The sequence below is a fragment of the Gloeocapsopsis sp. IPPAS B-1203 genome (assembly GCF_002749975.1).
Classification (GTDB): Bacteria; Cyanobacteriota; Cyanobacteriia; order Cyanobacteriales; family Chroococcidiopsidaceae; genus Gloeocapsopsis.
Map to the genome: position 1 here is coordinate 157,993 of NZ_PEIG01000008.1, position 20,178 is coordinate 178,170.

General features: G+C 42.8%; 18 protein-coding genes. 15 read left to right on the plus strand and 3 right to left on the minus strand.

What is annotated here, in order from left to right; genetic code table 11:
* Nucleotides 1-111 precede the first annotated feature (111 nt).
* The 7 genes from CSQ79_RS15730 (at nt 112) to CSQ79_RS15760 (ending at nt 6,584) form a co-directional block, all read left to right on the plus strand.
* Entirely contained in the window at nt 112-1,191 is a 1,080-nt protein-coding gene (locus CSQ79_RS15730; protein ID WP_099702115.1) for an extracellular solute-binding protein, read from the plus strand.
* Between the two features lies 1 nt (nt 1,192).
* On the plus strand, nt 1,193-2,041 hold the full coding sequence (locus tag CSQ79_RS15735; protein WP_099702116.1) for an ABC transporter permease: 849 nt from the start codon (nt 1,193-1,195) through the stop codon (nt 2,039-2,041).
* Between the two features lie 10 nt (nt 2,042-2,051).
* A complete protein-coding gene (locus CSQ79_RS15740) occupies nt 2,052-2,897 on the plus strand; it encodes an ABC transporter permease (protein ID WP_099702117.1) in 846 nt (281 codons plus the stop codon).
* Nucleotides 2,898-3,009: 112 nt separating this feature from the next.
* The gene (locus CSQ79_RS15745) at nt 3,010-3,357 is read left to right on the plus strand and encodes a hydroxyisourate hydrolase (RefSeq protein ID WP_099702118.1); all 348 of its coding nucleotides are present in this window, start codon (nt 3,010-3,012) and stop codon (nt 3,355-3,357) included.
* 36 nt (nt 3,358-3,393) lie between these two features.
* Nucleotides 3,394-4,497: an ABC transporter substrate-binding protein gene (locus tag CSQ79_RS15750; RefSeq protein ID WP_099702119.1), complete on the plus strand. Its 1,104-nt coding sequence runs from the start codon at nt 3,394-3,396 to the stop codon at nt 4,495-4,497.
* The gene (locus CSQ79_RS15755) at nt 4,497-5,114 is read left to right on the plus strand and encodes a flavin reductase family protein (protein ID WP_099702120.1); all 618 of its coding nucleotides are present in this window, start codon (nt 4,497-4,499) and stop codon (nt 5,112-5,114) included. Before CSQ79_RS15750 ends, CSQ79_RS15755 begins: the two co-directional genes overlap by 1 nt.
* 177 nt (nt 5,115-5,291) lie before the next feature.
* On the plus strand, nt 5,292-6,584 hold the full coding sequence (locus CSQ79_RS15760) for an amidase (protein WP_099702121.1): 1,293 nt from the start codon (nt 5,292-5,294) through the stop codon (nt 6,582-6,584).
* Between the two features lie 20 nt (nt 6,585-6,604).
* On the opposite strand, the gene CSQ79_RS15765 is transcribed toward CSQ79_RS15760, so the two are convergent.
* Entirely contained in the window at nt 6,605-7,579 is a 975-nt protein-coding gene (locus CSQ79_RS15765) for an FCD domain-containing protein (protein ID WP_289501184.1), read from the minus strand.
* A 350-nt stretch (nt 7,580-7,929) separates the two neighbouring features.
* Between CSQ79_RS15765 and CSQ79_RS15770 the strand changes: the two genes are divergently transcribed.
* The 8 genes from CSQ79_RS15770 (at nt 7,930) to CSQ79_RS15805 (ending at nt 17,202) form a co-directional block, all read left to right on the plus strand.
* Complete coding sequence (locus CSQ79_RS15770; protein WP_099702123.1) at nt 7,930-8,664, plus strand: maleate cis-trans isomerase family protein; 735 nt, start codon at nt 7,930-7,932, stop codon at nt 8,662-8,664.
* Nucleotides 8,665-8,669: 5 nt separating this feature from the next.
* Nucleotides 8,670-10,091 (plus strand): dihydropyrimidinase, encoded by a 1,422-nt coding sequence (gene hydA / locus CSQ79_RS15775; RefSeq protein WP_099702124.1) that lies wholly within the window; start codon nt 8,670-8,672, stop codon nt 10,089-10,091.
* Nucleotides 10,092-10,226: 135 nt separating this feature from the next.
* Nucleotides 10,227-11,636: an amidase gene (locus CSQ79_RS15780; RefSeq protein ID WP_099702125.1), complete on the plus strand. Its 1,410-nt coding sequence runs from the start codon at nt 10,227-10,229 to the stop codon at nt 11,634-11,636.
* A gap of 454 nt (nt 11,637-12,090) precedes the next feature.
* Nucleotides 12,091-13,635: an amidohydrolase family protein gene (locus tag CSQ79_RS15785; protein WP_099702126.1), complete on the plus strand. Its 1,545-nt coding sequence runs from the start codon at nt 12,091-12,093 to the stop codon at nt 13,633-13,635.
* A 68-nt stretch (nt 13,636-13,703) separates the two neighbouring features.
* Nucleotides 13,704-14,756: an ABC transporter substrate-binding protein gene (locus CSQ79_RS15790; protein ID WP_099702127.1), complete on the plus strand. Its 1,053-nt coding sequence runs from the start codon at nt 13,704-13,706 to the stop codon at nt 14,754-14,756.
* 92 nt (nt 14,757-14,848) lie between these two features.
* A complete protein-coding gene (locus CSQ79_RS15795; protein WP_099702128.1) occupies nt 14,849-15,748 on the plus strand; it encodes an ABC transporter permease in 900 nt (299 codons plus the stop codon).
* 15 nt (nt 15,749-15,763) lie between these two features.
* Entirely contained in the window at nt 15,764-16,570 is an 807-nt protein-coding gene (locus CSQ79_RS15800; RefSeq protein WP_099702129.1) for an ABC transporter ATP-binding protein, read from the plus strand.
* 155 nt (nt 16,571-16,725) lie between these two features.
* Entirely contained in the window at nt 16,726-17,202 is a 477-nt protein-coding gene (locus CSQ79_RS15805) for a TIGR03943 family putative permease subunit (protein ID WP_099702130.1), read from the plus strand.
* A 63-nt stretch (nt 17,203-17,265) separates the two neighbouring features.
* On the opposite strand, the gene CSQ79_RS15810 is transcribed toward CSQ79_RS15805, so the two are convergent.
* On the minus strand, nt 17,266-18,354 hold the full coding sequence (locus tag CSQ79_RS15810) for an ABC transporter ATP-binding protein (RefSeq protein WP_099702131.1): 1,089 nt from the start codon (nt 18,352-18,354) through the stop codon (nt 17,266-17,268).
* Between the two features lie 20 nt (nt 18,355-18,374).
* Entirely contained in the window at nt 18,375-19,970 is a 1,596-nt protein-coding gene (locus CSQ79_RS15815) for an ABC transporter permease (protein WP_099702132.1), read from the minus strand.
* Nucleotides 19,971-20,178: the final 208 nt, after the last annotated feature.

A 20,178-nucleotide genomic window follows, 5' to 3' on the forward strand; every position in this document is an offset into this window, starting at 1 on the left:
CGACACAAGTAAACTTCGTCTATGCATATCAACAAAAACAATTAGAAATTCAATGCTCTAATCTCCCCTGCTTCTTTCTCTGTGTAGCTGCTTCTATCTAGTGAAAACACTATGTCTCACGTACTAACCACTAAAATGACCCGCCGCGCTGTACTTGGTGCAGGACTTTTTATTGGCTCTAGTTTGTTGTTAAAAGGATGTCAAAACGCATCATCGGTATCAAGTACCCAAGAATTAATTGTGACAACTTATGGTGGTTCTTGGGAAGAAGGGCATCGTCGCGAACTTGCAAGTTCATTTATAAAAGTGCATAACGCCAATGTGCGTGTTGTTTCTGAACCAGGTTTAGAAGCTGTTGCCAAAGTGCTAGCAGCGCGTCAGCAACCTCCATATGATGTCATTTTGATTCCGGAAGGACCGATGTTTATGGCAAATGCCGAAGGCGTTCTTCAAGAATTCCCGCAAGATGCGAGTCAAAATCATGCCAAGATTCTGCCGCAGTATCACAATCAATCATTAGCCCCAATGGTGGGATCGCAAGTTTTGGGAATTGCCTACAATCCCGAACGCATTACAAATCCACCGCGATCGCTCTTAGATCTTTGGAGTTCAGAGTATCGCGATCGCATCGGGATTCCTTCATTAGAAAGTGGGTTGGGAACGACGTTTTTTGTCGAACTAGCACGGTTAGAAGGAGGTAGTGAAAATGATGTGGAAGGTGCATTTGCCAAATTAGCGCAGCTTCGCCCGAATCTTGCTGCGGTTGCTCCGAATCCTGGAAGTTTAGCAACACTTTTACAGCAGGGTGAAATCGATATTGCACCGCATTGGTTTGACTATATTAGCGGCATTCGCGGCAAAGGAGCCAGTGTGGAATGGGTTGCTCCTACCGAAGAACTAGCTTCATCGAGTTCCTCATTGCAAATTGTCAGAAACTCAGGAGCGACTGAACTTGCAGCAGCTTACATTGACACGGCACTTTCGTTAGAAGTGCAAAGTGCGATGGCACAGCCACCGTATAACTTTGTTCCCACGCACCAAGATGCGCCGATTCCGGAAGAACTCGCGCAAAAGCTGGGGAAAAGTCCGAGCGATCGCCTAGATGAGGTGGTCTTTATTCCAGATTGGCAGGCGATTAACCCTAATCGTTCAGCTTGGATTGAGCGTTTTGATCGAGAGGTAAAAATTTAACATGACCGCTAAGTTATTTGCCCCACGAGAATGGCAGTTAGCACTACCACTCGCCATTTTCTTGCATTTATTCTATGTTGCACCCTTAGCTGTTTTGCTGGCATCAAGTTTTCAAACTGCACCTGATGTCCCTAGCTTTACTTTGGCGCAATACTGGCAATTTTTCCAGGATGCCGTAAATCGTAAGGTTTTACTCGATACTTTTTGGTTAGGAGTGCAAGTAACGCTTGCTTGTTTATTATTTGGATATCCTGTTGCGTATATCTATGCGAATGCACCCGCAAAGTGGAAGGGACTTCTGACATTTTTGATTTTGTTACCACTGCTCACAAGTTCGGTGGTGCGGACTTTTGGCTGGGTTGTCATTTTAGGAAGACAAGGACTGATCAATTCGCTTTTACAAGGCGTGGGGCTGACAGAAGAACCGATTAGATTACTGTTTACCCATCAAGGGGTGGCGATCGCCATGACGCAAATTCAGCTACCTTTGATGATTTTGCCCATCGTTGCATCTTTAGCACAGATCGATTCGCGACTCGCCGCAGCATCTGCAAGTTTGGGTGGTGGTGCTTGGCGAACATTTTGGAAAATTACTTTTCCGCTAACACTACCTGGAATTATTTCCGGTTGCTTGCTTGTTTTTGCAATTACAGTCAGTTCTTTCGTGACTCCCTCGATTATCGGTGGCGGTCAAATTATGTATATGCCCACACTGATTTATCAACAAGGCGTCGTGCTTTTAAATCGTTCATTTGCCGCGACGATCTCAGCAATTTTACTCGTAATGGTTTTAATCGTTGTCTTTGGACTCAGTAGTTTGGGTCAAAAAAGTCGTGATTACGTTCGCTAGGAGTTAACCTGTGTCAACTACTACAACCGTTCGCACTTCAACAGGTCAGTTTGATAAATTAGATCGCCTATCTTTTAATTGGGTCATGTGGGGTATTGCTATTTTTAGCCTATTTGTCCTAACATTACCAACTTTAATTGTCTTAATTGCCTCGTTCAGTTCAGCACAAACTTTGCGATTTCCGCCCACAGGTTTTTCGTTGCAGTGGTATGTAGCGCTGTTCAACTATCCCGAATTATGGTCAGCAGCGATAACCAGTTTTCAAGCTGCGTTGTGGACAACGTTAATTTGTATCGTACTCGGTGTTTGTGCTTCTTTGGCAATGGCAGGAAGTCGCGCCCGCTGGGTAGCTGCGATGGATGCACTAGTGATGTCACCGTTGGCTTTACCAGGTATTGCCGTAGGTTTAGGAATTCTGACTTATTTCAGTTTATTGGGAATTAGACTTTCCTTAATTACACTTGTGATTAGTCACGTTGTTATTTGTATTCCTTACCTGATCCGCACGACGCTTGCGAGTTTAATTCAACTGGGAACATCGCTGCGGGAAGCTTCAACTGTACTAGGTGCAAGTCCTGTTTATACCTTCTTTCACGTCACGCTACCGCTAGTTAAACAGGGTGTCATTACAGGCGCATTCATGGCATTTTTGACTTCGTTTGACAATATCACGGTTTCCTTGTTTTTATCCGATGCTCGTACGGAAGTTTTACCAATTCGGATGTGGTCAATGATTGAAAACGATTTAGATGTCCGCGCCGCAGCCATTTCAGGAATTCTAATTGTGATCACGGCGTTGTTGATGATCCTGATGGAGCGTGTCTCAGGTTTATCTAAGTTCTTGGTTAAGTCTTAAAAGAAGAGGGAATAGGTAATGGGTAATTGGTAGTAAAAGATATTTATCATTCACTCAGAACTTCGCAGTAAATCAGTTTTTTCTCTTTAACCATTCTTCTTGAAGCGCTTTTATGGCAGGTGGAATTTCAATTCATGTTGTTGATGTCACGCGGGGACTACCCGCCGCTGGAATGGAAGTGGAGATTTTCAAAGGCGGCGATCAGATTGCAGCAGGTGTGTTATCGCACCAAGGCGTGTTAGATCATTCTGTGGTTCGGGGTGAAAATGTTGAGCCTGGTAACTACGAAGTTGTCTTTCATATTGGTGAGTTTTACCGTCAACTTGGTTACGCTTTACCTGATGAATTTCCCTTTCTAGATATTGTTCCGTTTCGATTTGGTATTAGTGAGGTCGAGCAACATTATCATCTTCCACTTAAAGTTTCACCTTGGGGTTTTTCGCTGTTTCGCGGCGGATAGTTAACGTCGTTTTTTAAAGGTTACTTAAATTAGATTATGTCAAAGTTGTTTGCTCATCAGTTTTCGCGTCGCACAGTTCTGGGTGCTGCTATGTTTGCGGGCGCGAGTTGGCTGCTCAAAAGTTGTGCTACTGATACAACTACAGATACATCGTCATCACCTCAAGGTAGCGGGCAGTTTGTAACAGCAGCGTTTCCTGGCACAACCGAAACGCTGACTCGCGAAAAAATAGTCCCTGAGTTTGCTGAAGCGACTGGAACACAAACAAGTATTGTGCCATTATTAGCATTTGAGCAAGTTGCACGTCTCAAAGCATCTGCAACTAATCCACCATTTGATGTGGTGCTGCTGGATGATGGACAGACAAATATTGCCATCAGCGAAGGTTTGATTCAAAAATTTCCCGCAGATTCAAGTGAAAATGTCAAAAATGTTGAGTCTGCGTTTCTGAGTACTGAAGGTTTCGCTCCCATTTTTTACGCGCAAGGAGTTGTCTTAGCTTACAACACAGAAAGAATTCAAACTCCACCGACTTCTTGGGAAGCTTTATCAAACAGCAATCTTTCTGGTAGTGCTGGCTTGGTGAGTATGAATAGCGTACTCGGAACCAGCTTTATGGTCGAGTTAGCACGCACGCGGGGAGGAGGTGAATCAAATATTGAACCTGCATTTAGTATGCTGCAAGAAATTTTACCGAATGTGAATGGTGTTGCTGCAAATCCTGGCGCATTGTTGACGTTGTTTCAACAAGGAGAAGTTGACATTGCACCAATGTGGCATAACGATGCTGCGTACTTGAAAACGCGAGGAATACCAGTAGAGTGGGTAGTACCCGAATCAGGACTTGTTGGGGCGCGTTACAGCATGAACGTTGTTAGCAATCCGCGATCGGGTTTAGATGTAGCAGTTTCGTATATTGATACAGCACTCTCTGACGAAGTGCAGTCGTATCTTTCGAGTAGTCCCTATTTCTATATTCCGGCAAATAGAAATGTACAGTTAGCACCTGAGATTGCTGAACAGCTACAAGCAAATACGTTGAGTGAGTTTATGCAAAGAGTCAGTATCTTAGATTGGAAAACAATTAATACTCAACGTTCGGCTTGGATTGAGCGCTTTAACCGAGAGGTACAGGCATAATGCTTTCTTTTGTGCCTGAAGAAATGGAGCCTCGCGCTCCTTATCACTTACTAACTAGTATTGTTGCACCTCGTCCGATCGCTTGGGTGTCCACAATCAGTCAAGATGGTAAACCAAATCTTGCACCTTACTCGTTTTTCAATGCTGTTGCGGGTTTTCCACCCACAATCATGTTCTCGGTATCATATCGGCAAACAAAAGAACCCAAGGAAAAAGACACGTTACGCAATGTGCGCGAGGTTAAAGAGTTTGTCTGTCATATTGTCGATGAGACAATGGCAAACGCCATGATTGAAACCGCTGTTGATTTACCCTATGGCATAAATGAATTTGAAATCGCCCAACTCACTACTATTCCAGCAACTGATGTGCAGCCGTTACGGATTGCTGATGCGGCTGTGGCGATGGAGTGTCAAGTCACGCAGATTGTACCTGTAGAAGGCGCTACGAATGTGATGGTGTTAGGTCGTGTTTTGCGCTTTCATGTCCGCGAAGACTTGTATCGTCCCGAAATGGGATTAGTTGATACTGTCCGCATGAAGCCAATTACGCGGTTGGGGGGTGCGGTGGAATATACCAAGATTGGTGAGTTGTTTTTCTTGGGGAATCATGGGTGAATAAATTCGCAGCTAATCAAACAAAGACCATCTTCGTGGTCTAATTATTGAAATAACTATGAAGTGTGCCTCCGCACACTTTGTTTGTATAGCCTCAGACTTTAGTCTGTAGGCTGAGTGAATTCATGTAAAAGCGAGTTAATTTTGGTATCAAAATGATTTTTATCATGAATCAATATGATAGACTATCCAACGGCTCAAACTATTGTTAAATTGCAGCACGGTAATGCTGTAAAAGTTCTTGAGGCGTGTTTGGCGCGTATTCGCGAGCGAGAACCTGTAATTGGTGCTTGGGAATACCTTAATCCAAATGCTTTTGTGCAAGCTCGACACTGTGATATAGTTCGATCGCAAGGCAAAGTATTAGGGGCGCTTCATGGTGTTCCGGTTGGGATTAAAGATACATTTGCTACCGTTGATATGCCGACGGGATGGGGAACGCCAATTCATCAAGGACGCCAGTTTGGGTATGATGCGGCAGTTGTTGAGCGACTTAAAGCTGCGGGTGCAGTGATTGTGGGGAAAACTGTAACGACTGAGTATGCGATCGCTCGCCCAAATAAAACTCGCAATCCTCATAACCCTGAGCATACTCCTGGTGCAAGTTCAAGTGGTTCAGCAGCAGCGGTAGCTGATGGAATGGTACCAATCGCAATTGGTACGCAAATGGTTGGCTCAATTTTACGCCCTGCGGCTTATTGTGGAGTTTTTGGCTTTAAACCTAGTTTTGGTGTAATTTCACGTTATGGTTTGATGCCAAGCAGTCGAGAACTCGATCATGTCGGTATCTTTGCTCGCACGATTGCAGACATTGATTTAGTATTAAGTGTTTTAGCTGGAACTGACGATCGCGATCCTGATTGTTACGGTACGCTAATTGCACCACCACCACAGAAACATCATCCCAAATTAGCACTTATTCTAGGATCGCAATGGTTTCAAGTTGAACCTGAGGCGAAGCAAGTACTTCTCGATAGCGTAACAACACTCGTTGCAGCAGGTGCTACGGTTTCACAAGTCGCACCGTCAGATTTTGATGCGTATCTCGATTATATTGAAATCCTCTGTGCGGTAGATGTTGCTGCAAATCATGGTGCAGATTACGCTCTTTATGCCCAGGATATGTCTTTAAAATTACAGCAACTTATTATTAGAGGACGAACTATAGATGCGATCGCATATGCTCAAGCTCGTCACGCGGTTGTTGATTACAATATCACACTGGCAAAAATCCTATCAGAATTTGATGCTATTTTGACACCCGTGACAACGGGTATTGCACCCTACGGTTTAGAAAATACTGGTTCTCCTGTTTTTTGTGCTTTATGGACATTGTGTGGATTACCTGCGATTAGTATACCTGTAGGTGTCAGTAACGGTTTACCCTTGGGCATTCAGCTTGTCGGAAAACGGTTACGCGATCGAGGACTACTCGAAATAGCGAACTGGGTAGTTTCGTCAATAGATTAATGACCTATTTTGGTTATTCGCTAATTGCTTTTATAAACTTTAGCTGACGTAGATTTTACCCAGCGAATAATTGTATTGTGGTTAACACCCGTAAGTTTCTCAATTTCGCGAAATCCTATGCCCTTATTGTGTAAAGTGATGCACTTTTGTTGAATCTCTGCTGAGTAGCGTGATGACTCATAAGTAGCGAGAAACTGTCGTCCACACTGTTTACAAATGTAACCTTGCTTACCCATACGCCTTCCGTTGCGACTCACCTCAAAAGATAAACACCGAGGGCATTGCAGTGCTTCTTGTTGCGGTTTTTCTGCTGATGATATTGGCAGCGATCGCTCGAATATTTCAATAATGCGCTGCTGACTTGCTGCGAGATGATGCGTAATATATTTTACGGCGGTTGGTGCATCATGATGGGCGATCGCTTCATACACTTGCCGATGTTCTCTGTGAATGTTAGTAATGTCAGGTTCGGTTTGTAAGGTTTGGGTTCTCAAAAGTCGCGTATGACTCGACAGATGATCCAACAGTGGCACTAACCAAGGATTATCTGAACTTTCGGCAATTAAACGATGAAAGTCAAAATTGAAATCTAATAGTTTATCATGTAACTGCTTGTGTCCTCGCTGGGCTAAGCTTTCGGCTTGAATGAGTGTTTGCTCAATTGCCTTTAACTGTTCTGCTGTTGCGTTCTCGCAGGCTCCTACAACACTGAGTTGTTCTAGTGCAATGCGGCAATCGTAGAGTTTAATGGCATCGTGTAACGAAAGCTTAGTAATGTGTAATGCCCCATCACCATCCGATGCGAGTAAGTTTTCTTGCTGTAAGCGGCGAATCGCTTCGCGAACTGGAGTTCTACTTACCTGAAAGCGTTGTGCAAGTTGACTTTCAATAAGTCGTTCATTTACAGCGATTTCTCCCGTTAAAATTGCTGAACGTAAGGCTAGATACGTTTGTTCGTATAGCGGCTTACTACGTTGTGGCAACTGAGAAGTCAATATTATTCTCCTTTGCAGCGGACGGTCTTTAGTACTTTTCCTAATTTAACGTCAATATAATTTGTAATTTCTATTTGAAGCTTCTCGCCCCCTAAATCCCCCACAGGCGGAGGACTTTACATTTTAAGCTGTTTGGCGGGGAGAGTAGATAATTACGAATTAATTAAATGTACTTTGCGATACAGTTATTATCATTATTCTTGTATACACTAATTTTATAATTTCATGCAATATTGTGCAAAAATTCAGATTAAATATTTTCGTAGCATAACGAAGTTAATTGATACTTTAGTTTTTTACTGACTGAGCATTGCATTACTGTACTGTTTTAGATTTATTGCGAGTCATGCATGGCTAAGCGTGTTCTTTTAGGAATGCTTACTCCTTCTTCAAACACTGTTCTCGAACCTGTAACGAGTGCGATGGTGAGTAGCTTGCCTGAAGTTTCAGCACATTTTGGACGGTTTCGCGTTACAGAAATATCGTTGCAAGAGCAAGCATTACAGCAATTTGATAACAAGCCACTTATCGATGCTGCGCAACTTTTAGCCGATGCCAAAGTGGATGCGATCGCCTGGAATGGCACATCCGCAGGTTGGCTAGGGTTTGAGGCTGACGTGCAACTGTGTCAGCAAATTACAGCAGTGACAGGAATTCCAGCAACAACTTCGGTACTGGCATTAATAGATATTTTGCGCGATCGCCAAATCACCAAGTTTGGATTAGTTACGCCTTACCTTACCGATGTCCAAGAACGCATTATCATCAACTTTGCTGAAGCAGGGTTTCATTGTGTTGCAGAAGAACATCTCAATTTATCAGTTAACTTTGAGTTTTCGGAAGTTACCGCAGATAAACTCACGTCGATGATTCGTGCTGTGGCAGCGGAACAACCACAAGCCATTTTGACTTTTTGCACTAATTTGCGGGCTGCACCATTAGTAGCTGAATTAGAAAAAGAACTTGGTATTCCGATCTACGACACCGTTGCAGCAGCAGTTTGGAAATCACTTTGCATTGCTGGTGTTGATGCTAGCCGCGTTGAGGGATGGGGTAGTTTATTCTCGCACTCAGTTAGTCAGTAGGGCATATGACAGAATTTGATTTAGTCATTCGTAATGGTAAGGTAGCGACAGCAGCGGATGTGATGAATTGCGATATTGGCATCCGTCAAGGGCAAATTGTCGCACTTGCAGCGGAACTTCCCAAGGGAAAGCAAGAAATTGATGCTACCAACAAATTAGTTTTACCTGGTGGTGTTGATGCGCATTGCCACATGGATCAACCGATGAATGATGGTTCGGTAATGGCAGATGATTTTTACACTGGCACACTTTCAGCAGCGTGTGGTGGCACAACAACGGTAATTCCCTTCGCTTGTCAAATGAAAGGAAACTCACTGAAAGCAGCAGTCGAGGATTATCATCAAAGAGCAACCGACAAAGCAGTGATTGACTACGCCTTTCACTTAATTGTCACCGATCCCACGCCGCACGTTTTAGATGAAGAACTACCCGAACTTATTGGGAAGGGTTATACCTCATTCAAAGTCTACATGACTTATGACGATCTGAAATTGAGCGATCGCGCTTTACTTGATGTCTTAGCTGTAGCGCGACAAGAAGGTGCGTTTGTAATGATTCACGCAGAAAACAGCGATTGCATCGCCTGGATGGTACAGCGCCTAGCACAACTTGGTAAAATCTCTCCACGCTACCATGCCACAGCCCGTCCCCAGGTTGTCGAACGCGAGGCAACACATCGGGCGATCGCCTTAGCCGAACTTGTAGATGTACCAATTCTCATTGTTCATGTTTCTGGCGCAGAAGCCGTTGAGCAAATTCAATGGGCGCAAAATCGTGGATTACGTATCTATGCAGAAACTTGCCCGCAATACTTATTTCTGACTGCAGCTGATTTAGATCAACCTGAATTTGAAGGCGCAAAGTGTATTTGTAGCCCACCACCACGCGACAAAGCAAATCAGCAGGTGATTTGGGATGGTTTGTGTAACGGTGTGTTTCAAGTCATTTCTTCAGATCACGCACCATTTCGTTATGCCGATCCGCAAGGTAAACAAATTTGTGGCACTCACGGTTCGTTTCAATACGTTCCTAATGGTATTCCTGGCATTGAAACTCGATTACCATTGCTATTTTCTGAAGGTGTGAATCAAGGACGTATTGATTTAAATACTTTTGTTGCCTTAACTGCAACTAATCCCGCAAAACTTTACGGGTTGTATCCCCAAAAAGGTACGATCGCAATTGGTTCTGATGCAGATTTAGTCATTTGGGATACGCAGCGACAAGTCACAATCGCAAACGAGATGTTGCACCACAATGTAGACTATACGCCTTATGAAGGTATTGCACTACAAGGTTATCCCGAAGTGACAATATCGCGGGGTGAAATAGTGTATCAGCAAGGCGAGGTTTTTGCATCAAAAGGGCGCGGTAAGTTTTTAGCGTGTGGTTTATCCAGCTTCGCTCGTCCTAAAGTTTATACGTAAGTTTGCAGTTAATCAAACTCACACCACTATGTCTAGTCCAATAGTGAAACCTATAAAGTGTACGCAGGCACACTTTAGTTTATTTAGCCTCAGACTTTAGTCTGTAGGCTAACACAAAGTAGATTTAATTGATTCATGAACGCAATTCATCAGTTAACGGCGACAGAACTCGCCCAAGCAATTCAAAGTAAGCAGATACGAGTTGTTGAAGCAGTGGCTGCGTGTTTTGAACAAATTGAACAACACAACGATCGCCTTAAAGCAATCATGACAACCTGCTGCGATCGCGCTGAGATAGAGGCGAAACAAGCTGATGCAGCGATTGAACAAGGGCAATCCCTCGGAATTCTGCATGGTGTTCCCTTTACGGCAAAAGATTTAACACCAACTGCAGGGGTGCGGACAACTTTTGGTTCAGTCATTTATCAAGATTATGTCCCTCAACACGATGAACTTTGCGTAGCGCGATCGCGATCTCATGGCGGTATTTTAATCGGTAAAACGAATACACCTGAATTTGGTTTAGGTGCACACTGTACAAACTCACTTTATGGACCAACTGCCAATCCTTACAATCCGAATTACACTTGTGGTGGATCGAGTGGTGGCGCAGCTGTCGCAGTCGCAACGGGAATGTGTTACCTAGCCCAAGGCACTGATATGGGTGGATCGGTGCGCACTCCGGCAAGCTTTTGTAATATTGTCGGGCTACGTCCTTCTGCTGGGCGGATTCCGCGTCGTCGCAAGATGTTGTTATGGGATTATTTAGATACCGATGGAATTTTAGCGCGTACAGTAGAAGATGCCGCATTGATGCTGGCGGCAATGGCTGGTGAGGACTGGGGCGATCCACTTTCGGTAGGGAGTCAATGGAATAGACCAGATTTTTCACTGCAGATGTGCGATCGCTTACCAAACAGCATACGTGTTGGCTTCAGTGCAAATTTAGGAATTGCTAAGATTGATGCTGAAGTTGAGGCAGTTTTTGATGGTGCTATTGCGCAAATTGCTGATTTATGTCCTCAGGTAGATGCTGCACATCCTGATTGTTCGATGGCACAATATGCCTTTGAGACACTACGGGCGGCGACATTACGACACAAACAAAAGCATCATTACGAGAAGTATGCCGATCTCCTTTCAGAAAGTGTGCGGTGGAATATTGAACGCGGTAAGGGAATTTTAGCAGCCAATCTTTTACAAGCAGAAGCCGATCGCGATCGCCTATATCTTAACTTCTTAAACTTCTTCAAACATTACGATATTCTTGCAACCGTCAGCGCCAGTGTTCCTCCATTCCTGCATACACAACCAGAGATTTTAGAAATTAATGGTACTCCGTTGCGTAATATTATTGACTACTTAACAATTACCTACACCATCTCTTTAACAGGTTTACCGGCAATTTCAATTCCTTGTGGTTGGACAACATCAGGATTACCTATTGGTATGCAATTAATTGGTAAACCACGAGGTGAAGCTGAGTTACTTCAATTTGCTTATTTATTACAAGAGAGATTGGATTTTCGTCACCGTTGGCTTTAGCAAAGATCCTTATGCAGTTAATAGGAAACTGGGTGATAAACGTAACTTAAAGGCTGGTAAATGGTCATAGGTAATTGGTAAGCATATATATTACCCATTACCCATTACCCATTACCCAATTAATAGATAATGTTGCAAAGTAATAACTTGTTTAATCTGATACAGTTTTCTAACTAAAAGAATTTTAAGCTAAAAATAGCTTAGCTTGGCGTGGCTAAAGCTTTTAGGTAAGGCGTTTCATGACGCTAGCGCAACAATCCTGAAATTCTTTTATGCCACTGCTATGAGCTATTGTAATAATGTTTGTAAAGCAAATTCTCAATATTAATTGCATAAAAATAATTCAGTAATTTATTTCTATTTTCGTATGAAATAGGCTATTTACATCTTCATCCTTGTGAAGGATTAATCTTTCTATTGCTCTCGCTCCTACTCCCTTTTCAGTGAAAGTCATATGCATTCCTCATTGATTCGTGGCAAGTACGTAATTTGCAAAGCACTGAGTAGAACTGATGTTGAAATGATTGAAGATGGTGCAATTTTTCAACAGAATGGCAAAATTGTTGAGATTGGTAAATACGCAGATCTCATTGAGAAATACCAACCAGATCAGATTCTAGGTTCATCTGAAGATGTCGTTTTACCTGGATTAGTTAACTGCCATCATCATGTAGGGCTTACGCCGTTTCAACTTGGTTCACCCGACTACCCTTTAGAATTGTGGTTTGCGAGTCGCCTTGCAGCGCGAAATGTCAATCTCTACCTTGATACTCTCTATTCTGCATTTGAGATGATCGAGTCAGGAGTCACTACTGTACAGCATATTCATGGCTGGCGTCCTGGTCCTGCATCAACGTGGTTGGGAATTGCCGAACAAGTGTTGCAAGCATATCACGATATTGGGATGCGATCGTCTTATTGCTTTGCAGTACGCGATCAAAATCATTTTGTCTACGAAGCAAACGAGGAATTTGTCAAAAAGCTACCTGCAGATATTGCCCCAGAAATTGCCGCAATTCTCAAAGCGCAAGAAGTGCCACTACAAGATTACCTCGATTTTTTTGAGCATCTTTGGCAGAAATGGGATCGCAACGCAGATGGACGCATTCGCATTCAACTTGCGCCAGCTAATTTGCATTGGTGTTCAGACGAAGCTTTAGAAAAACTGCAAGTCTACTCTTTGAAGTATGACGTCGGTATGCATATGCACCTACTAGAGACAGCTTACCAGAAAGTTTATGCTCAAAATCGTACTGGTAAAACTGCTGTTCGTCACCTTCACGATTTAGGAATTCTCGGATCGCATCTTACACTAGGACACGGTGTTTGGCTCACAGAAGACGACATCGATTTGGTAGCAGAATCAGGCACAATGATTTGTCACAATGCCAGTTCTAATCTGCGCTTGCAAAGTGGAATCGCACCTTTAAATCATTACGTCAAACGCGGTGTCACTGTAGGGATGGGGTTAGACGAAGCAGGAATCAACGACGATCGCGATATGTTGCAAGAAATGCGCCTCGTCTTAAAGTTGCATCGCGTCCCTGGAATGGATGAGTTAGTACCAACATCACCCCAAGTCTTCCAAATGGCGACTGAACACGGTGCAAAAACAACTGGATTCGCCCATGAAATCGGCACTTTAGAAGTCGGTAAAGCTGCAGATATTGTCATGATGAATTGGCAGCATATTGCCTACCCATATTTAGATCGAGCAATTCCCATATTAGATGCTGTACTCCACCGCAGTCGTACTTCTGGAGTGGAAACAGTCATAGTTGCGGGTGAAGTCATTTACAAAGAAGGCAAATTCACCAAAGTAGATAAAGCCGAAGCACTAGAAGAATTAGCAAATTCACTAAAAGTCCCATTAACTCCAGCCGAAGAACGTCGTTGCGTACTAGCGCAAGCAGTCTTTCCTTATGTCAAACAATTCTACGATGGTTGGCTAGACCACAGCCATTGCGATCCATTCTACTGTCAAAACGCCCGACATTAAAACAAGCGATCGCCATCCAAAACTGATAAATCATCAAACATTTAGTTGATAGAGCAGAGAAAAACATTATGCTAGGTATCATTAGCAATCTGCCGTTGAGTATTCGCCACAATCGCCGTCGTTTCTTAGGAATGGGAATAGCAGCAGCGATCGCACCAATATTACTCAATTCTTGTAGTAACAACCAAAGCAACTCAGGCAGTCGCACCATCAAGTTTTCACACGGCAGCGGACTTTGCAATTTACCTCTATTCTACGCTTCTGAAAAGCAACTATTTGAGCAATACGGTTTTAGTGGCACAACCGCCTTAACTCCATTTAATGCAGATATTGCCGCACAGCTAGCCACAGGGCAAGTCGAAATGGCAGTAATTCCGTTTACAAATGCGATCGCTGCTTACACTCAAGGCGCATCTTTTCAAGTTGTTGCGGGAAGTGGAATTGAAGGATTAATTGTCGTTGCTAAGCCTGAGTTTAAAAGTTTCCAAGACCTCAAAGGTAGAAAAATTGGCACATTTCAAGCAGATACTTTAGACATTATTGTATACGACTATCTGCAACGCGAAGGCATGAGCTATAGCGATGTAGAAATGGTTTATTTTGGTGATTCAACTGAAGTTCTCAATGCTTATTTAGCCGGACAAGTTGATGCAATTAGTAGCATTGAACCTTACGCTACAAAAGCCAAAACATCAACAAACGGTAACGTACTCGGAGACGGAACCGATATTTATGGTGCTGGATATCCCGATTGCGTAGTAGCAGCACGAAATGAACTCATTCAAAACGAACCGGAAGTTGTAAAAAACGTTATTCGCACTTTTTTTGAAGCACAATATTTAATCGAAAACAACTTTGAAGAAGCAGCAAAAACAACAATCGATAAATACTACAAAACTGATATGGCAAGTTTGCTGCAAGCCGCACAAGCGCAACCACCTGGTGTCGATATTCGTAACAAACGCGACTTTATGTATTCGCGGGCAGAAAGTATGGTGGCATTGAACTATATCAATCAAAAGCCTGATGACAACTTTGTAAATTTTTCCTTGCTCGATCAAGTTATTCAAGAAAGTCCAGAATTGTGGCAGCGCGTGCGAGTGAAAACAGAAGCAGCGTAATTGGTAATTAGTAATGGGTAATTTTTGAGGAAGAGACTTTCGATTAATTATCAGATTTTTGCTACAAAGATTAAATTCATCAATAGTAAATTATGTTGAAATCAAAACAGACTGCGGCGGATTCTGATAGTCAATTTACAATACAAACTAACCAAAATAAACCACGTTCCAAACTGCGAAATAATTTAAAAGAATTTACTATTAATGCCGGATGGTGGATTCTTTCTATTGGATTATTTATTGGAATTTGGGAACTGTTAACATGGATGGGGTTAGTTAATACGCTCATCTTGCCACCACCACATCAGTTTTTAGCTGAAATTGGCAATCAACAACAGTTTTTAACGCCAAGGATTGGAGTAGAACGCACAGGTGCTAATTTCGTTGCCTTAACTGCGATCGCCGCGACACTCAAGCGCGTACTCATTGGAATTTCGCTAGGCTTTGCTGCAGCACTTGTCTTTGGTTGTTTAGCGTCTTACTTCAATATCTTCGGTAAGTTAACGCTACCAGTCATTACCTTACTTGCTCCAATTGCACCTGTTGCTTGGATTCCCTTAGCAATTCTGGCGTTTGGAATTGGCGACAGTGCAGCGATTTTTGTTGTTTTTGTGGGTATTTTCTTTATTCTGACGCTCGGTACGATTAATAGCATCAATAAAGTCGAGCAAATTTACATCAATACTGCGCGGGTACTCGGTGCAAATCGCAGCCAAGTGATGCGTCACATTATCATTCCGGCGATTATTCCTGATTTATTTGTCATTCTGCGGATGAACTTGTTTGGTGCGTGGATGGCGGTATTAGCTGCAGAAATGGTAGGAGTCAACACCGGATTGGGTGCGATCGTCATGGTAGGGCGACAGATGTTTAATGCGCGATTGATGTTTTTGGGTATGGCAATGATTGGCGTTGTCGGATACCTGCTAGACACCGGATTTGCTCAAATTCAAAAGCGCGTGCTGTGGTGGAAGAGTAATGCTCAAATTTAGATGAGGTAAATACCAATGGGTGAGATTGTCTGTCAGCACGTCAGTAAAGCTTGGGGAATAGGAACTGCAGATGAATTACTCACACTCGATGACATTAGTTTTTCTGTTAATTCGGGTGAATTTGTTGTCATTATTGGACCTAGTGGTTGTGGTAAAAGTACACTACTATCAATGATTGCAGGCTTAGAAAAGCCAACGAGTGGCACAATCTTTCATGATGGCAAACCAATTAAAGCACCACAAAGCGATCGCTCATTAATTTTCCAGCAACCTTCCCTGTTACCGTGGTTATCGTTAATTGATAACGTTGCTTTCGGACTCACCTTGAAAGGCATCAATAAGCAAGAACGCTATCAACGCGCACAACACTTTCTTAGCGAAGTCGGTTTGCGTAACTTTGCAAACAAGTACCCGCATCAACTGTCTGGAGGAATGCAACAACGTGCTTGCATCGCGCGGGCTTTATGTTTGGGAGCCGATATTATTCTAATGGACGAGCCATTTGCAGCTTTAGATGTGCAAACTCGATACAATATGCAAAAGTTTTTGCTCGATATCTGGCAAGGCACAAACAAAACAGTCATATTTGTCACGCACCACATTGATGAAGCAGTTTATCTAGCAGATCGCGTGATTATTCTCACAGCGCGTCCAGGAAGGGTGTTAGAAAGTGTCAAAATTAATATGCCACGTCCGCGCGATGTGATTAGCACAGAATTTGAACGTCATCGTGCTATGTTTGTCGAACATTTACGCTCAGAAGTCACTAAAGCTTTTGCCGAACAAGAATTAGCCGAAATGCTCGATACTCGCATTAAGTAGTGGCTAGTGACTAGTGATTAGTGATTAGTGACTAGTGATTAGTGATTGACTAACAACTAGCAACTAGCAACTAGCAACTAACAACTAACAACTAACAACTAACAACTAGCAACTAGCAACTAACAACTAACAACTAGCTAGTTATTCAATTGCAGATGCAAAAATCACTTCAGTTATTTCAAGATATTGCTAAACAAATCACAAAAAGTTGGTTAACAGAGAAACCGAACATTGATGTTTGGAAGTATGCTGAATCTGCGCATGAAGAATCAAATCCATATAAACGCAATGTTTTGCAATGGCGGCGTTTAATTTCTTCGGTGAAAGATCCTTTAGAAACTTTTCCTGGCGAACCTGTTGATTTAATTGGTTTCGTGCAGCCTGTAATAAATTCACCTGAGCAATTCATCCTAGCTCGACACGTCATTCGTTGTTGTTTAGCTGATACAGTACCCCTGGGATTACCTGTTTACACACCCAAGGCAGCAAGATTTACTTCTAACTCATGGTTGCGGGTACAAGGTCATTTCGGAGTTGAAAAGATCCACACAAAATCAACTTTAGTCATCGTTCCTCAAAAAATTAAATCTATTTTTCAACCTAAAAAAGTTTACATTAATGGTGTATTTTAACTATCCAAGATGACTCGCGATCGCTCCGCAACAATGAGTCAGTGCAAGCGAAGAAGTTAAAAATTAGTGAGAAGCGCATGAATTCATCACTAAATTATCTGAGATGTCTTTATGCGGAAAAAATCGAATTGCTTGCTCTGCAACCGCTAACTCAACTCGCGCTCCCACGGGTAAAACTATTTCTGCAGATGTGCGTGCGTGTAATCTTTTACCAGATGAAGTTTGCAAACAGTAGCGGTATTCGCGCCCTAAAAATCTCCGAGTGTGAATAATCACAGGAGCATTATCAACACGCTGTAAGATCAAATCTTCTTCGCGAATCATCAAGTCTCCTACTTCTTGTTTATCTGCTGTCTCTTTTTTCACTTTGAAACAGCCAATTTCGGTTTCCCATAATTGCCCAATACGTTTAGCTGGTAAAAAGTTCGCACGAGTGACAAATTCTGCAACAAAGCGTGTTTGTGGATGAGTATATACTTCTTCTGGCGTGCCTAATTGTTCTATGTTTCCTTGACGCATGACGGCAACTTTGTCAGCGATCGCCAGGGCTTCTTCTTGATCGTGAGTAACGAAAACACTTGAGATTCCTGTTGCTTTTAAAATTTCCCGTAACTCTTCGCGTAAGCGCAAGCGTACTTGCACATCAAGATTACTCAAAGGTTCATCTAATAAAATTAGTGCTGGTTCTGGTGCTAAGGCTCTTGCTAAGGCAACACGTTGCTGTTGTCCGCCAGATAATTCATGCGGATAGCGTTTTTCTAATCCTGCTAAACCAACAAGTTCTGTTAGTTGATCGACGCGATCGCTACACTTTTTACTGGAGCGCAAACCAAAAGCAATATTCTCAGCAACTGTCAAGTGCGGAAACAATGCGTAGTCCTGAAACACCATTCCTACCGATCGCTGTTCTGGGGGTATCCAATGTCTACCAGCGACAATCTTTTCAGCAATTTTGATTCTCCCTGATTGCGGACGCTCAAACCCAGCAATCAACCGCAACAATGTTGTTTTGCCACAACCTGAGGGACCTAATAAACCGAGTAAATCTCCTTGAAGAAGACTGAAACTGACATTCACAACAGCTGGTTTTGATGTTTGGTGGAACTGTTTAGTTACGCCATCTATACGAAGAATTACTTGCTCCTGCTCCATGAAACTCAATTAACCTCCTGCTATTGCTCTTGAGAAAGCATAAATAAAGTTGATCCAAAGGAAACTAACAACATCGTCAATGCTGCTGCTGCTGCATCACTAAAAGCTACATTTTCTGTTGCCGTCCAAATTTTTGTTGCGAGTGTTGAAAAGCCAATTGGCGCGAGTAACAATGTTGCTGGTAATTCCTTAATTGCTGTCAAAAATACCAACATTGAGCCACTTAATATTCCTGGGCGAACGAGTGGTAAGGTAATTTCTCGCAAAGTCTGCCACGGAGTTCTACCTAACACTTGAGCAGATTCTTCCAGTTGGGGGTTTACCTGAAGCAGCGAACTACGTACTGTGCCGACAGATTGCGGTAAAAATAAGACTAAATAGGCAAAAACCAAAATTGGTACAGTTTGATAAATCCAAGGAAGATAGTTAGCACCTAGAAATACAAGTGATAAAGCGACGACAATGCCTGGTAGTCCAAAGCCGATGTAGCTACAGCGCTCGATGATCGCAGTTATACGGCTAGGAAAGCGCACTGCCAAAATTGCTACTGGTAAAGCACAAATTGTTGCAGCGATCGCAGCTAATACTGATGCCCAAATTGAGTTAAGTGCGGGTTGCACCATATCTTGAGCTAAATTAACGGCATCTCCACCACCAACACTTAAGCCTCGTATCAACCAAAACAAAGCTACACCAACTGGTAATACTAAACCAATCAGAGTGATAGCTGTGCAAAACAAAAGTGCTGGAAGCTTCCAATATCCTAGTTTGACTTGTGAAGTACGTCGGGAAGCACGACGACTGTAATACCTCGCACGCGATCGCGCCTTGTTCTCTAACCACAAAATTCCTAGCACTAAGACAACTAAAACTAAAGCTAGTGCAGCGGCTAAATTGCGGTTAAAACTCGACCTGTATTGCAGAAAGATGACTCGTGTAAATGCATCAAACCGCATGAGTGAGGGTGTGCCAAAATCTCGTAAAGCGTACAAAGCCACTAAAAGTGAACCTGCAACTATCGAAGGACGCAACTGTGGTAAGATGACGCGAAAAAAGGTCGCTCGTTTACTATATCCCAAACTCAGTGCGGCTTCTTCCATAGCAGGATCAATTCCGTGTAATCCCGCACGTACACTCAATAAAATATATGGGTAAGTAAATAAAGTAATCGCTAAAATCGTGCCAAACCAACCATAAATGCTCGGTAGCTCTTGCACTCCCAGTGGTTCTAGTAGTAGTTGTAATAAGCTTCCTCGTGGTCCAAACGCTGCAATTAGTGCAAAACTACCCACATAACTCGGTACCGCTAAAGGGAGAGTCGTCACAATTAACCAAAACCGCCGCCAAGGTAAATCCGTTCTAACTGTCAAAAAAGCAAGTGGAATAGCAATTAAGGCAGAAAATAAGGTGACTCCTGCTGCCATTCCGGCGCTGTTGATTAATACAGTGACAGTTCGAGGGCGCAAAAGTAAATCTGCTAATTCTTCTATGCCTACACCCGCAGTCCGAATCACTAAATACGTTAAAGGAATGACAATTGCAACGGCAGTAATTGCACCTGTAATCAGTAAAAATAACGGCGGTTTATGAGCTGTGATCCCTCTAGAAATTTGCATAGTTAGTCAAATCTGCCTTGAAATGTGGTCGTAGTGCCCGTTGTTCGCAACGAGTACTCGTGCTATCAACGTCATAAACTCTAAATTACATCTGCGAAGTTGTTGCACCATGTTAAAGTTAATTCTTATAACTAATTTCCTTCTACATTTTTGATTAGATAAGAAAAATTCTCACTATATTTTGAGAATCATAAGCCAATCTTTTAAA

Coding starts and splice junctions, on each gene's coding strand:
- CSQ79_RS15730 (WP_099702115.1), top strand. CDS start 112: ATGTCTCACGTACTAACCACTAAAATGACCCGCCGCGCTGTACTTGGT.
- CSQ79_RS15735 (WP_099702116.1), top strand. CDS start 1,193: ATGACCGCTAAGTTATTTGCCCCACGAGAATGGCAGTTAGCACTACCA.
- CSQ79_RS15745 (WP_099702118.1), top strand. CDS start 3,010: ATGGCAGGTGGAATTTCAATTCATGTTGTTGATGTCACGCGGGGACTA.
- CSQ79_RS15750 (WP_099702119.1), top strand. CDS start 3,394: ATGTCAAAGTTGTTTGCTCATCAGTTTTCGCGTCGCACAGTTCTGGGT.
- CSQ79_RS15755 (WP_099702120.1), top strand. CDS start 4,497: ATGCTTTCTTTTGTGCCTGAAGAAATGGAGCCTCGCGCTCCTTATCAC.
- CSQ79_RS15760 (WP_099702121.1), top strand. CDS start 5,292: ATGATAGACTATCCAACGGCTCAAACTATTGTTAAATTGCAGCACGGT.
- CSQ79_RS15770 (WP_099702123.1), top strand. CDS start 7,930: ATGGCTAAGCGTGTTCTTTTAGGAATGCTTACTCCTTCTTCAAACACT.
- hydA (WP_099702124.1), top strand. CDS start 8,670: ATGACAGAATTTGATTTAGTCATTCGTAATGGTAAGGTAGCGACAGCA.
- CSQ79_RS15780 (WP_099702125.1), top strand. CDS start 10,227: ATGAACGCAATTCATCAGTTAACGGCGACAGAACTCGCCCAAGCAATT.
- CSQ79_RS15785 (WP_099702126.1), top strand. CDS start 12,091: ATGCATTCCTCATTGATTCGTGGCAAGTACGTAATTTGCAAAGCACTG.
- CSQ79_RS15790 (WP_099702127.1), top strand. CDS start 13,704: ATGCTAGGTATCATTAGCAATCTGCCGTTGAGTATTCGCCACAATCGC.
- CSQ79_RS15795 (WP_099702128.1), top strand. CDS start 14,849: ATGTTGAAATCAAAACAGACTGCGGCGGATTCTGATAGTCAATTTACA.
- CSQ79_RS15800 (WP_099702129.1), top strand. CDS start 15,764: ATGGGTGAGATTGTCTGTCAGCACGTCAGTAAAGCTTGGGGAATAGGA.
- CSQ79_RS15805 (WP_099702130.1), top strand. CDS start 16,726: ATGCAAAAATCACTTCAGTTATTTCAAGATATTGCTAAACAAATCACA.
- CSQ79_RS15810 (WP_099702131.1), bottom strand. CDS start 18,354: ATGGAGCAGGAGCAAGTAATTCTTCGTATAGATGGCGTAACTAAACAG.
- CSQ79_RS15815 (WP_099702132.1), bottom strand. CDS start 19,970: ATGCAAATTTCTAGAGGGATCACAGCTCATAAACCGCCGTTATTTTTA.